General features: G+C 65.4%; 7 protein-coding genes and 1 pseudogene. 6 read left to right on the top strand and 2 right to left on the bottom strand.

Features of this window, described 5'->3' with window-relative positions; genetic code table 11:
* The 4 genes from ptsP to F6S12_RS08575 all read left to right on the top strand — a co-directional run bounded on the left by ptsP (nt 1) and on the right by F6S12_RS08575 (nt 7,434).
* Nucleotides 1–2,862 (top strand): phosphoenolpyruvate--protein phosphotransferase, encoded by a 2,862-nt coding sequence (ptsP, locus tag F6S12_RS08590; protein WP_315868843.1) that lies wholly within the window; start codon nt 1–3, stop codon nt 2,860–2,862.
* Nucleotides 2,862–3,803, top strand: a complete 942-nt coding sequence (gene pfkB / locus F6S12_RS08585; protein WP_011059216.1) for a 1-phosphofructokinase — start codon at nt 2,862–2,864, stop codon at nt 3,801–3,803. The genes ptsP and pfkB overlap by 1 nt, the downstream gene beginning before the upstream one ends.
* An 11-nt stretch (nt 3,804–3,814) precedes the next feature.
* Nucleotides 3,815–5,560 carry a PTS fructose-like transporter subunit IIB gene (locus tag F6S12_RS08580; RefSeq protein WP_315868842.1) on the top strand — a complete coding sequence of 582 codons (1,746 nt, stop codon included), beginning with the start codon at nt 3,815–3,817 and terminating at the stop codon, nt 5,558–5,560.
* 332 nt (nt 5,561–5,892) lie between these two features.
* On the top strand, nt 5,893–7,434 hold the full coding sequence (locus tag F6S12_RS08575; protein WP_072451293.1) for an alkaline phosphatase D family protein: 1,542 nt from the start codon (nt 5,893–5,895) through the stop codon (nt 7,432–7,434).
* A 265-nt stretch (nt 7,435–7,699) separates the two neighbouring features.
* Here F6S12_RS08575 and F6S12_RS08570 read toward each other — a convergent pair whose 3' ends face one another.
* Nucleotides 7,700–10,231 (bottom strand): PepSY domain-containing protein, encoded by a 2,532-nt coding sequence (locus F6S12_RS08570; protein ID WP_053156344.1) that lies wholly within the window; start codon nt 10,229–10,231, stop codon nt 7,700–7,702.
* A gap of 156 nt (nt 10,232–10,387) precedes the next feature.
* Entirely contained in the window at nt 10,388–12,694 is a 2,307-nt protein-coding gene (locus tag F6S12_RS08565; RefSeq protein WP_315868841.1) for a TonB-dependent siderophore receptor, read from the bottom strand.
* Between the two features lie 206 nt (nt 12,695–12,900).
* Between F6S12_RS08565 and F6S12_RS08560 the strand changes: the two genes are divergently transcribed.
* Nucleotides 12,901–13,581, top strand: a complete 681-nt coding sequence (locus tag F6S12_RS08560; protein WP_072443003.1) for a Fe2+-dependent dioxygenase — start codon at nt 12,901–12,903, stop codon at nt 13,579–13,581.
* Nucleotides 13,582–13,584: 3 nt separating this feature from the next.
* A pseudogene (locus F6S12_RS08555) lies at nt 13,585–13,751 on the top strand (sel1 repeat family protein); the annotation flags it as partial.

The raw sequence follows: 13,751 nt of genomic DNA, 5'->3' as shown, positions 1-13,751 counted from the left end.
ATGCTCGAGCTCACTGTAGAGCAGATATCCATGGGCCAGTCGGCTGTGGATAAGTCCGCGGCGCTGCACTTGCTGGCCGACAAACTGGTGGCGGACGGCCTGGTGGCCGAGGGTTACCTGGCTGGCCTCCAGGCCCGCGAAGCCCAGGGCTCGACCTTTCTTGGCCAAGGCATCGCCATTCCCCACGGCACCCCGGAAACCCGCGACCAGGTCTTTGCCACCGGCGTGCGCCTGCTGCAGTTTCCCGACGGCGTGGATTGGGGCGACGGGCAGATTGTCTACCTGGCCATCGGCATCGCGGCCAAATCCGACGAGCACTTGCGACTCCTGCAACTCCTGACCCGCGCCCTGGGTGAAACCGACCTGGGCCAGGCCCTGCGTCGCGCCAGCTCTCCCCAGGCCCTGCTCAAGCTGTTGCAGGGCGCACCCCAGGAACTGGCGCTGGACGCACAGATGATCGGCCTCGGTGTGGCGGCGGAAGATTTCGAAGAGCTGGTCTGGCGCGGCGCTCGCCTGCTGCGCCAGGCCGAGTGCGTGAGCAACGGCTTTGCCGCGGTGCTGCAACAGGTGGAGGCGCTGCCCCTGGGTGACGGCCTGTGGTGGCTGCACAGCGAGCAGACCGTGCTGCGCCCGGGGCTGGCGTTCGTCACCCCGGACAAGCCCATCCGCTACCTGGGCCAGCCCCTCAGCGGCCTGTTCTGCCTGGCCAGCCTGGGGGAAGCCCACCAGGCCCTGCTGGAGCGCCTGTGTGCGCTGCTGATCGAAGGCCGTGGCCAGGAATTGGGCCGCGCCACCAGCAGCCGCGCAGTCCTGGAAGTGCTTGGCGGCGAGTTGCCGGCGGACTGGCCCAGCGCCCGCATCGCCCTGGCCAACGCCCACGGCCTGCATGCGCGCCCGGCCAAGGTGCTGGCGCAACTGGCAAAGAACTTTGAAGGTGAGATCCGCATCCGCATCGTCGATGGCAAGGATTCTGCGGTCTCGGTCAAAAGCCTGAGCAAGCTGCTGAGCCTAGGGGCGCGGCGCGGCCAGGTACTGGAACTGATCGCTGAACCCAGCATTGCCGCCGATGCCTTGCCCGCGTTACTGGCAGCCATCGAAGAGGGCCTGGGCGAAGAGGTCGAGCCATTGCCGGCTGTCAGCACGCCTCGGCAAGCGCCACAAGAGGTCGTCGAGCCGCTCAGCGCCCCGACCTCCGGCAGCCTGATCCAGGCCATCGCCGCTGCGCCCGGCATCGCCATCGGCCCGGCCCATATCCAGGTCCAGCAAAGTATCGATTACCCACTGCGGGGCGAGTCCACCGCCATCGAGCGCCAGCGCTTGCAGCAGGCCCTGGCCGAGGTCCGCGAGGACATCCAGGGGCTGATCCAGCGCAGCCAGGCCAAGGCCATCCGCGAAATCTTCATCACCCACCAGGAAATGCTCGACGACCCCGAACTGAGCGATGAAGTGGACACCCGCCTCAAGCAGGGCGAAAGCGCCGAAGCGGCGTGGATGACCGTGATCGAAAGCGCCGCCAAACAGCAGGAAGCCCTGCAGGATGCCCTGCTCGCCGAGCGCGCCGCCGACCTGCGGGACATCGGCCGCCGGGTGCTGGCGCAACTGTGCGGCATTGAAACCCCGGCCGAGCCGGACCAGCCCTACATCCTGGTGATGGACGAAGTCGGCCCTTCGGACGTCGCACGCCTCGATCCGACCCGGGTCGCCGGCATTCTCACCGCCCGCGGCGGCGCCACCGCCCACAGCGCCATCGTCGCCCGGGCCCTGGGGATTCCGGCCCTGGTGGGCGCGGGGGCCAGCGTGCTGCTGATCAAGTCCGGTACGCCCTTGTTGCTGGACGGCCAACGCGGGCGCCTGCATGTCGACGCCGATAGCCACACCCTGCAGCGGGCCGCCGAGGAGCGCGACAACCGCGAGCAACGGCTCAAGGCGGCCGCCGAACAGCGCCATCAGGCGGCCCATACCACCGATGGTCACGCGGTCGAGGTGTTCGCCAATATCGGTGAAAGCGCCGGTGTCGCGGCCGCCGTGGAAAACGGCGCCGAAGGCATCGGCCTGCTGCGCACCGAACTGATCTTCATGGCCCATCCCCAGGCCCCGGACGAAGCCACCCAGGAAGCCGAATACCGCCGCGTGCTCGACGGCCTCGCCGGGCGGCCGCTGGTGGTGCGCACCCTGGACGTGGGCGGTGACAAACCGCTGCCTTACTGGCCGATCGCCAAGGAAGAAAACCCCTTCCTCGGCGTGCGCGGCATCCGCCTGACCCTGCAGCGGCCGCTGATCATGGAAGCGCAATTGCGCGCTCTGCTGCGCTCGGCGGACAACCGCCCGCTGCGGATCATGTTCCCCATGGTCGGCAGCGTCGAAGAGTGGCGCCAGGCCCGGGACATGACCGAGCGCCTGCGCCGGGAAATCCCCGTGGCCGACCTGCAACTGGGGATCATGATCGAAGTGCCGTCCGCCGCCCTGCTGGCGCCGGTGCTGGCCAAGGAAGTGGACTTCTTCAGCATCGGCACCAACGACCTGACCCAGTACACCCTGGCCATCGATCGTGGCCACCCGACCCTTTCCGCCCAGGCCGATGGCCTGCACCCGGCGGTGCTGCAACTGATCGACATCACCGTGCGTGCCGCCCATGCCCACGGCAAATGGGTGGGTGTGTGCGGCGAACTGGCGGCCGATCCGCTGGCGGTACCGGTGCTGGTGGGCCTGGGGGTGGATGAACTCAGCGTCTCCGGACGCAGCATCGCCGAGGTCAAGGCGCGGATCCGCGAACTGCGCCTGGCCCAGGCACAAACCCTTGCTCAACAGGCCCTGGCCGTCGGCAGCGCCAACGAAGTGCGCGCCCTAGTGGAGGCCATGTAATGGCGAAGATTCTTACCCTGACCCTCAACCCGGCGCTGGACCTGACGGTGCAGCTGGCGCGCCTGGACACAGGGCAGGTCAACCGCAGCGACGCCATGTACACCCACGCCGCCGGCAAGGGCGTGAATGTGGCCCAGGTGCTGGCTGACCTCGGCCATCAACTGACCGTCAGCGGCTTTCTCGGGGAAAACAATCCACAGGCGTTTGACGCGTTGTTTGCCCAGCGCGGGTTTGTCGACGCCTTTATCCGTGTGCCCGGGGACACCCGCAGCAACATCAAGCTGGCCGAAAGCGACGGGCGCATTACCGATATCAACGGCCCTGGGCCCGAGGTTAGCGAAGCTGCGCAACAGGCCCTGCTTGAACGCCTGGAACAGATCGCTCCCGGGCATGACGCGGTGGTGGTGGCCGGCAGCCTGCCGCGTGGGGTCAGCCCCGAATGGTTCCAGGCCCTGCTGCTGCGTTTGAAAAACCTCGGTCTTAAAGTCGCCCTCGACACCAGCGGCGCCGCCTTGCGCGCCGGCCTGGCGGCAGGCCCCTGGCTGGTCAAGCCCAACACCGAAGAGCTGGCGGACGCCCTGGGCAGCCCGGTGGTTTCAGTGGCCGGGCAGGCCGAGGCTGCGCGCCAGTTGCACGCCCAGGGCGTCGAGCATGTGGTGATTTCCCACGGCGCCGAGGGGGTCAACTGGTTCAGTGCTGCACCGTCCTTGCAGGCCTTGCCGCCCAAGGTCCGCGTGGTCAGCACCGTAGGCGCCGGCGACTCGCTGCTGGCGGGCATGCTCCACGGCCTGCTCAGCGCCCAGCCGTTTGAACAGACCCTGCGCACCGCCACGGCGATTGCCGCCATGGCCGTGACCCAGATCGGTTTCGGCATCAGCGACAGGGTGCAACTGGCCCGGCTGGAGCAGGGGGTGCGCGTGCATCCCCTCCTAGAACAATAAGAGGGTTGCCCATGAAGTTAGCCATAGTTACCGCCTGCCCCAACGGCATGGTCACCAGCGTGCTCTGCGCTCGCCTGCTGGACGCCGCGGCGCAGCGCCAGGGCTGGAGCACCAGCGTCGAAGTGCACGATGAAGCGCACCCGGAACGCCAACTCTCGGCGGCCACCATTGAGGCCGCCGAGTGGGTGCTGGTGGTCAGCACCGGGCCTGTGGATATGTCGCGTTTTGTCGGCAAGCGGGTGTACCGCAGCAGCCCGTCCCAGGCCCTGCAGGATGTCGATGCAGTGCTGCGTCGCGGCGCTGAAGAGGCCCAGGTCCATGTCGCCACCGAGGCCAGTGTCGAGCCGGTGGTCGAAACAGGCAAACGCGCCCCGCGGCTGGTGGCGATCACTGCCTGCCCGACTGGCGTGGCTCACACCTTCATGGCCGCCGAGGCCCTGCAGCAAACCGCCAAGCGCCTGGGCTACGACCTGCAAGTGGAAACCCAGGGCTCGGTGGGCGCGCGCAATCCGCTGAGCGCCCAAGCCATTGCCGAGGCCGACGTGGTGCTGCTGGCGGCGGACATCGAAGTACCCACCGAACGTTTTGCCGGCAAGCGCATTTATCGCTGCGGCACCGGCGTGTCCCTGAAACAGTCCGAAGCGACTCTGAACAAGGCCCTGGCCGAGGGCCGGCTGGAGTCCTCCGCAGCAGGCGCCCAGGCACCGGCCAAACAGGAAAAGACCGGGGTCTACAAACACCTGCTGACCGGGGTGTCGTTCATGCTGCCGATGGTGGTGGCGGGCGGCTTGATGATTGCCCTGTCCTTCGTCTTCGGCATCACTGCGTTCAAGGAGGAGGGCACCCTGGCCGCGGCGTTGATGCAGATCGGCGGCGAGACCGCCTTCAAGCTGATGGTGCCGCTGCTGGCGGGTTACATCGCGTACTCCATCGCCGACCGCCCAGGCCTGGCGCCGGGAATGATCGGTGGCATGCTCGCCAGCACCCTGGGTGCGGGTTTTATCGGCGGCATCGTCGCCGGCTTCCTCGCCGGTTATGCGGCCAAGGCGATCAATAAATATGCGCGCTTGCCGCAAAGCCTGGAGGCGCTGAAACCTATCCTGATCATCCCGCTGCTGGCCAGCCTGTTCACCGGGCTGGTGATGATCTACGTGGTGGGCAAACCCGTGGCGGGCATGCTCGAAGCCCTGACCCACTTCCTCGACAGCATGGGTACCACCAACGCGATTCTGCTCGGGGTACTGCTGGGCGGCATGATGTGCGTCGACCTGGGCGGGCCGATCAACAAGGCGGCCTATGCGTTCTCGGTAGGGCTGCTGGCGTCCCAGAGCTATGCACCGATGGCCGCGACCATGGCGGCGGGCATGGTACCGCCCATTGGCCTGGGCATTGCTACCTTCATTGCCCGACGCAAATTTGCCCAGACCGAACGCGAAGCCGGCAAGGCCGCCCTGGTATTGGGCCTGTGCTTTATCTCCGAAGGCGCGATTCCGTTTGCCGCCAAGGACCCGTTGCGAGTGATCCCGGCGAGCATCGCCGGCGGCGCCCTGACCGGGGCTTTGTCGATGTACTTCGGCTGCAAACTGATGGCGCCCCACGGCGGCCTGTTCGTCATGCTGATCCCGAATGCCATCAACCATGCGTTGCTGTACCTGCTGGCGATTGTCGCGGGCAGCCTGCTGACGGCGGTGGTCTATGCGCTGGTGAAACGACCAGAGACCGTCGAACTGGCCCTGGAACCGGCCAAGGCGGCCTGACCTCCACGGCACATCCGTTGCGGCGCAATCCCGCAACGGCACCCGTTGTAGCCGCTGCCGCAGGCTGCGAACGCTCTGGGCGGCACTCCGTCGCAGGAGATGCAGCGATTCCAAACCTGCCCGAGGTTCGTCGGGAAATCGCCAAGCAAGGCCCTTCGGTCCTTTTCGCAGCTTCGCAGGCTCAGCAGCGGCTACAGGGATTACCTAGCTTCGTGTAGCCGCTGCCGCAGGTTGAGAACGACCTATCTGCATTACGGCCTTCAGCTCCTTGTCACACCCCCTTCATCCCCACTGTCTAAGGTGTGCTTTTTGACCATTGTCAGGGAGTCACCATGAGCGAGTTCAACCTCGGCCGTCGTCGGATCATGCAAATCGCCGGGGCGGGGCTGTTGATGCCGAGCCTGGCGCCGGCGGTGATCGCTTCGGTCAAGGATCGGCCGCAGCTCACCGACGGGGTGCAGTCCGGGGATCTGCTGGGGGATAAGGCGATGATCTGGAGCCGCAGCGATCGTCCGGCGCGGATGGTGGTGGAGTGGGACACGCGAAGCATGTTCAGCAACCCCCGGCGCTCTGTTTCGCCCCTGGCCGATGCCCGCACCGACTTCACGGCGCGGGTGGAGTTGACCGGGCTGCCGGCCAACCAGGCGATCTTCTATCGGGTGACCTTCGAGGATGCCCAGTCCGGCGCGGCCAGCGAGCCCTGGTTCGGCCATTTGCGCAGTGCGCCTTCGCAACGCCGGGACATCCGTTTTGTCTGGAGCGGCGACACGGTAGGGCAGGGCTTCGGCATCAACCCGGATATCGGCGGCATGCGCATCTACGAGGCAATGCGCCTGCGCCTGCCGGACTTCTTTATCCACAGCGGCGACACCATCTACGCCGACGGCCCGGTGCCGGCGCAGTTGACCGTGGAAGATGGGCGCATCTGGCGCAACCTCACCACCGAGGCCAAGAGCAAAGTGGCCGAGACCCTCGACGAATACCGGGGCAACTACCGCTACAACCTGATGGACGAAAACCTGCGCCGCTTCAACGCCGAGGTGCCGCAGATCTGGCAGTGGGACGACCACGAGGTGGTCAATAACTGGTCGCCGAGCAAGCAGCTGGACGAACGTTACGTGGTCAAGGACATCCAGACCCTGGTGGGCCGCGCGCGCCAGGCCTGGCTGGAGTATTCGCCCATGCGCCGGCAGAGCGCCGATGGCGGCGGGCGCATCTATCGCAAGCTCAGCTATGGGCCGTTGCTGGATGTGTTCGTGCTGGACATGCGCAGCTATCGCGGCCCCAACGATGACAACCTCGGCGGCGAGAAACCTTTCCTCGGCCGCGAGCAACTGGATTGGCTGAAGCGTGAGCTCAAGGACTCCTCGGCCCAGTGGAAAGTGGTGGCGGCGGACATGCCCATTGGCCTGGGCGTGCCCGATGGCGAAGTCAGCCCCGGGGTGGCGCGCTGGGAGGCGATCGCCAACGGCGACCCGGGCCCGGCCCAGGGCCGCGAGCTGGAGATTGCCGAGCTGCTGGCGTATTTGCGCAAGCATCAGGTGCGCAACCATGTGTGGCTGACGGCGGACGTGCACTACTGCGCGGCCCACCACTACCACCCGGATCGGGCGGCGTTCCAGGATTTCGAGCCGTTCTGGGAGTTTGTCGCCGGCCCCCTGAACGCCGGGAGTTTCGGGCCCAATGTGCTGGACAAGACCTTCGGCCCGGAAGTGGTGTTCCAGAAGGCGCCGCCAGCGCAGAACACTTCACCCTTTGCCGGCTTCCAGTTCTTTGGCGAAGTGCAGATCGATGGGCAAACGGCGGAGCTGAAGGTGATCCTGCGGGACCTGGATGGCGTGGCGGTGTACGAGCACAACCTGCAACCGGCGTAACCCTCCCCGCCAACGCCCCGTCCCGTAGGAGCCGGCTTGCCGGCGAAGAGGCCCTTGAGCCTTGCGCTGTTCTGAAGGGCGCCTTCGCTGGCAAGCCAGCTCCTACGGAGGGGGTAGCAGGATTGGTGTAGGAGCCGGCTTGCCGGCGAAGAGGCCCTTGAGCCTTGCGCCGTTCTGACGGGCGCCTTCGCTGGCAAGCCAGCTCCTACGGAGGGTGCAGCACGATTGATGTAGGAGCCGGCTTGCCGGCGAAGCGTCTGACGCCTCAGTAAACGTCGCGGCGGTAGCGACCCTGCTCAATCAGGCGTTCGACGTGGTCTGCGCCCAGTACCTCGATGAGCACCTGATCCACCCCCGACGCCATGCCCTGCAAGCTGCCGCAGATGTAGAGCGCGGCGCCATCGTCCAGCCATTTTTTCAGTTCGTCCGCCGCCTGGCGCAGGCGGTCCTGGACGTAGATCTTCTCGGCCTGGTCCCGGGAGAACGCCAGGTCCAGGCGGCTCAGGTCGCCCCGGGTGCGCCATTCCTGCAGTTCATCCTTGAAGTAGAAATCATGCTCGGCATTGCGCTCGCCAAAGATCAGCCAGTTGCGTTGCTGGCCCTCGGCGATCCGCGCCTTGAGCAGGCTGCGCAAGCCCGCCAGCCCGGTGCCGTTGCCCAGCAGAATCAGCGGGCAAGGTTCGGCCGGCAGGTGGAAGCCGCTGTTGCGCCGTACCCGCAGGCTGATGCTCGAACCCACCGCAGCATGCTCGGTGAGCCAGCCGGAACCGATCCCCAGGCTGCCGTCGGCGTGGCGCTCCTGGCGTACCAGCAGCTCCAGGCAACCGTCGGCGGCAATCGAGGCAATGGAGTATTCGCGCATGCTCAGGGGCACCAGGGCATCCACCAGGGCCTGGGCGTGCAGGCCCACCAGGTGGGTGCGGTTTTCTGGTAGCTGGCGGCTGCCCAAGGCTTGTTCCAGGCTCTCTTCCAGGCCGTCGAGCTGGACCCTGGCCTCGCCGGAAAGCCCCAGGCCGTCGAGGAAGTATTCGACCAGCCACGGGCTGTTGCGCGGCATGACTTCCACCAGGTCGCCAGCCAGCCAGCTGCTGGCGCTGGGGGCCAGCAGTTGCAGCAGGTAGACCCCGGAGCCGCTGCTGTCGGGGTTGAGCAGGGTGCGGCTCTTCAGGGTCCAGTTGTCGAAGGCCGGGGCCTGCCACAGGTCTACCGGGGCATGGCCGGTGAGCTGGCCCAGTTGCTGCTGCCAGTGGCGCAGGGCGTAGCTGTCGCCGCTGTCCACCTCGATGGGGGCGAACAGGGTGCTGCCGCCCTGGTTCGACAGCCAGTCGTGCAGGCGTCGGGCAAAGCCGCAGAAGTGCTGGTACTGGCGGTCGCCCAGGCCGAGCACGGCGTATTGCAGGCCTTGCAGCGACAGCTCGCGGCCCAGCAGCTTGCGCTCGAAGCCGCGGGCGCTGTCCGGTGCTTCGCCGTCGCCAAAGGTGCTGACCACGAACAGCGCGCGCTGAGCGTCACGCAGGTCCTGTTCGCTGAGATTGCTCAGCGGTTGGACCTTGGTCGCCACCCCGGCAGCCTGCAATTGCCCGGCGGTCTGCCAGGCCAGTTGCTCGGCGAAACCGCTCTGGCTGGCGAAGCCGATCAGCCACGCCGAGCCGTCGGGGGCGGTACTTTCCAGGCCCTGGCGGGCCTGCTTGATCTGGCGCTTCTTGCGTCGGCGATCCAGGTACAGCAGCCAGCCGGTGACGAAGAACAGCGGCATGGTCAAGGAGGCCAGGGTCAGCAGGATGCGCCCCACCAGGCCGAAGTAGCTGCCCACGTGCAGTGCGTAGACGCTAGTGAGCAACTGCGACTTGAGGCTCTTGTCGGCGTAGCGGTCATGACGGCTGATCACCCCGGTGGCCGGGTCCAGGGTCAGTTGGTTCAGCGCCCGTTCGTGGGGGGAGGTCTTGAGCAGGTAGAACACGGTCGCCGGCTGCCCGGCCACGGCAGGCATACGGATGTTGTAGGCGTTGAGGTCCTTGCCGGCGGCGCTGTAGATGCTGCTCCACATGGCGTTGTAGTCCGCCACCGGGGCCGGGCCCTTGGGCGGTGGGCCACCGCGGCCGCCACGCTGGCGTTCGCTGTGTGGCGCATCGGAGAGTAGCTTGGTCAGGCCCTCCCGGTACCAATCGTAGGACCAGTACAGGCCGGTGAGGGCGAACAGCAGGTAGAACAGCAGGCACCAGGTGCCGAACACGGCGTGCAGGTCCCAGTTGAAGCCGCGGCCTTTCTTGGCCCAGTCCAGGGTCAGCCACACGCGCCAGTTGCCGACCTGGCGCGGCCAGCGCAGGTACAGCCCGGACAGGCAGAAGAAGATCAGGATCAGGGTGCAGGCGCCGGTGATCTGCCGGCCGGTGTCGCCGATGGCCAGGAAGCGGTGCAATTGCAGCATGAAGCCGAAGAAGTCCTGGCCGACGGCGTCGCCCATGAACTCGCCGGTATAGGGGTCGAAGTAGCGCATCTGGCCACGGCGTTCCCCCGGCGGCGGGGTGAAGAACACCCGCGCGGCGTTGCCGCTGTCGGTCTCGACCCAGAGCATGGACACCGTCTTGCCTTCGGCGGCCTGGATTTTTTCCACCAGTTCGGCGGGCGGCAGCACCCCGGCGGGGAGCTTGTCGACTTGCAGCACCGATGGATTGAGGGCGCGCAGGATTTCGTCCTGGAACGACACGGTCGCCCCGGTGATGCCCATCAGGGCCAGGACCAGCCCCGCGCTGATGCCGAAGAACCAGTGCAGCTGGAACAGGGTTTTCTTCAACACGTCACTCGCCTTGTTCGTCCAGAGAGAGGAAACACGGCGCGCATTATGCCGTGTGTTGTCGAGAAGCATTCGTTTTTACATGCAAAAGCCCCAGGCATTGAAATGCGTGGGGCTTGGGCGCCTGTGGCCGTGGCCACAGGAAGGTCTTGCGCTGGATCAGAAGTGGAAGTTGGCACTCATCAGCGCGGTACGACCGGCCGCCTGGTTGGCGAAGTGCGCCGCGTAGGCCTTGTCGTAGTAGGTCTTGTCGGTCAGGTTCTGCACGTTCAACTGCAGGTCGACGTTCTTGGTCAGCTTGTAGCTGGCCATGGCGTCGTAGCGGGTGTAGGACGGCACGTACAGGCTGTTGTTGTTATCGCCCCAGACCTTGTCGACGTAGAAGGCGCCACCGCCGATGGTCAGCTTCTGGGTCAGGTTATAGGTGGTCCACAGGCTGAAGCTGTTTTTCGGCGTATTTGGCAATTCATTGCCCTTGGCCGGGTTGGCGAGGCCACTGACTTTACCGCTGCGATCACCGCTGGCGCCCGGATCGACGATGGTGCTGTCCAGGTAGCTGTAGCCGGCGAACACTTGCCACTTGTCGGTCAGCTTGCCGCTCGCAGTCAGCTCAAGGCCGTCAACTCGGGTCTTGCCGGCGTTTTCGTAGGTGTAGTTGCTGCTCAGGACCCGGGTGTTTTCCTTTTCGGTACGGAAGATCGCACCGGTCAGTGCCAGGCGGTCGTTGAACAGGTCCCACTTGGTGCCGATCTCGTAGTTGACGGTTTCCTCGGGCTTCATGTCGCTGACGATGCTGGTCGGCGTGCCGGAAGTGGTGGCAAACGGGTTGGTCTCGGCGCCGTTGTCCAGGGTGCTGCCGACCGGTGTAGCCGAGGTGGCATAGGAGATATAGACGCTGCCGTTGTCCTGCGGCTTCCATACCAGGCCCAGTTGGCCTGTCACGAATTCGCTGGTGTCCTCGGCCTTGAAGGTGGTGGTGCGCGCGGTGTTCTTGGTCTTGGCCTGGGTTTCGAAGTGGTCGTAGCGCAGGCCCATGTTGACCAGCCACTGCGGGGTCAGCTCCAGAGTGTCGGCAAAGTAGATGGCCCGGGTGGTGCCTTCGGTGTCGGTGCCCGCGTAGTTGCGGCTGATGGTGCCGGCATAGGCGTCATCCGGAGTCGGATTCGACAGCGAGGTACAAACGCCAGCAGGCTGCGGTACGTTGCACTTGATATTGGCGTTGTTGGAAACGGTGTAGCCACTTTTGCTCGAGGACTCGTCGGACAGTTCGATGCCGGCGGAGAAGTTGTTCTTGAAGCCGCCCAGCACGAACTCACCATACAGATCGGTCTGGTTGGTGGTGGTGTCGGTGTTCGACACCCGGGTGTTGGCCCGGCGCCAGACGGTGCCACTGCGTACGTTGCCCTGGCTGTCGTCCGGCTGGGTCAAGATGTAGTCCTGCATGCTGGTGCCGTGACGGAAGGTGTTCTTCAGGGTCAGCGAGTCGTTCAGGTCGTGCTCGATGGCGAAGGTCGCGGTGTCCACGCGGGACTTGCGGAAGTCGCGGTCGGTCAGGCCATAGAAGTTGCTGCTGTCGCCGCCGTTGACCGGTTTGTCCGGATGGGCCGCGGTGTGGGCGGTACCCATGGAATAGCCGTAGGGAATGCCCGAGTCCGGCAGGTCATCGCTTTCCAGATGGTAGTAATCGAGGAATACCCGGGTGTCGGTGCCTAGGCCGAAGGCCAGGGACGGGGCGATGCCCCAGCGGTCGTAGTTGACCTTGTCTCGTCCGGCGACGTTGCTTTCATGGCTCATCAGGTTCAGACGGCCGGCGGCGGTATCGCTGAACTGGTAGTTGCCATCCAGGGTGTAGCGCTGGGTCTGATCGGAGCCCCAGGTGAAGCCACCGTCCAGGGAGTTGCCCAGGTGCGCCTTCTTGCTCACCAGGTTGATGCTGCCGCCAGCGGCGCCACGGCCGCCCATGGCCGAGTTAGGGCCTTTGCTGACTTCGATGTTTTCAACTGCGAAGACTTCGCGGCTTTGGGCACCTGTGTCGCGGACGCCGTCCAGGTAGGTGTCACTTTGGGCGTCGAACCCCCGGATGAACGGACGGTCGCCCTGAGGGTTGCCGCCCTCACCGGCACCGAAGGTGATACCGGGCACGGTACGCAGGGCGTCCTGCAGCGAGGTGGCCGCGGTGTCCTTGAGTACTTGCTGTGGCACCACGGTCACCGAGCGTGGGGTGTTCACCAGCGGCGCGGTGTACTTTTTCGAGGAGGAGTTTTCGACCTTGTAGGAGGTCTGGTCCTGGGCCTCACCGGTAATGCTGGTGGCTTCCAGGGCAATGGCTTTGCCCGAAGTCTTCTGCTGAGTGTCTTCAGCCGCCTGGACCATATGGCCTGCGGAGCCGGCGGTGATCGCCACGCCAATTGCAGACGCCAGCAGGCGTGGTGAACTGACAGCGGATGGTGGTTGTTGGCGTGACATGTTTTTCCCCTCCCCAAGGATTTGAGGCGGCGGAATATAGGGGAAAGAAACATTTGTTATCAATTGCGAAATATTGCTATTCGCACTTAATTTACATTCTTTACAATTTGCCTTTACGGTTTTTACGTTCTCATGCGTCCCGGGGTTTTACACAGTCAATAAGAATCAATATCATTGACGGCCTTTCGCTCTGCAGGTACCTGGCCATGTTGCTGCACATCCCTGGCGTGTTCACCCGTGACGAGGTCGGGCGCATCCGTGAAGCCCTGGAACAGGCGGACTGGGCGGACGGCAAGATCACCGCCGGTTACCAGTCGGCCAAGGCCAAGCACAACCTGCAATTGCCGGAAGGCCACCCTCTGGCCCAGGAGATCGGCGCGGCGATGCTCGATCGCCTGTGGCAGAACCCGCTGTTCATGTCCGCCGCCTTGCCGCACAAGGTGTTTCCGCCGCTGATCAACTGCTACACCGCCGGCGGCAGTTTCGATTTTCATATCGACAACGCGGTGCGCCAGCCCAAGGGCAGCCCGGAGCGGGTGCGTACGGACCTGTCGTCGACCCTGTTCTTCAGCGACCCCGAGGATTACGAAGGCGGCGAGCTGGAGATCCAGGACACCTTCGGCCTGCAGCGGGTCAAGCTGCCGGCGGGGGACATGGTGCTGTATCCAGGCACCAGCCTGCACAAGGTCAACCCGGTGACCCGGGGCGCTCGCTACGCCTCATTCTTCTGGACCCAGAGCCTGGTGCGCGAAGATAGCCAGCGCGCCTTGCTGTTCGAGATGGACGGCGCGATCCAGGAGCTGACCCGGGATGTGCCCGAGCATCCTTCGCTGGTCCGCCTGACCGGCACCTACCACAACCTTTTGCGTCGCTGGGTCGAGGTGTAAGCCGTGACTTTTCAACTTCGTCGCGAGGAGCTCCTCGACGGCGCACAACTGAGCGCCATGCTTGAGGAGAGCCCGGCCCGCGCCGCCCAGGCGGTGCTGGCGGCTGCTTCCGAGGGCCTGCTGGACGCCCAGGCGCTGCTGGGGCAGATCCTCCTCGACGGTCGCGGCAT

This window comes from Pseudomonas sp. JV245A (genome assembly GCF_032424515.1).
In the GTDB taxonomy this organism is placed as follows: Bacteria; Pseudomonadota; Gammaproteobacteria; order Pseudomonadales; family Pseudomonadaceae; genus Aquipseudomonas; species Aquipseudomonas protegens.
The sequence above is the reverse complement of the archived record's forward strand: the minus strand, read 5'-3'. Positions and strand labels throughout refer to the sequence as shown.

What these genes read in the sequence shown, in the direction of transcription:
- F6S12_RS08580 (WP_315868842.1), top strand. Translation starts at nt 3,815, where the DNA reads ATGAAGTTAGCCATAGTTACCGCCTGCCCCAACGGCATGGTCACCAGC.
- F6S12_RS08575 (WP_072451293.1), top strand. Translation starts at nt 5,893, where the DNA reads ATGAGCGAGTTCAACCTCGGCCGTCGTCGGATCATGCAAATCGCCGGG.
- ptsP (WP_315868843.1), top strand. Translation starts at nt 1, where the DNA reads ATGCTCGAGCTCACTGTAGAGCAGATATCCATGGGCCAGTCGGCTGTG.
- F6S12_RS08560 (WP_072443003.1), top strand. Translation starts at nt 12,901, where the DNA reads ATGTTGCTGCACATCCCTGGCGTGTTCACCCGTGACGAGGTCGGGCGC.
- F6S12_RS08565 (WP_315868841.1), bottom strand. Translation starts at nt 12,694, where the DNA reads ATGTCACGCCAACAACCACCATCCGCTGTCAGTTCACCACGCCTGCTG.
- pfkB (WP_011059216.1), top strand. Translation starts at nt 2,862, where the DNA reads ATGGCGAAGATTCTTACCCTGACCCTCAACCCGGCGCTGGACCTGACG.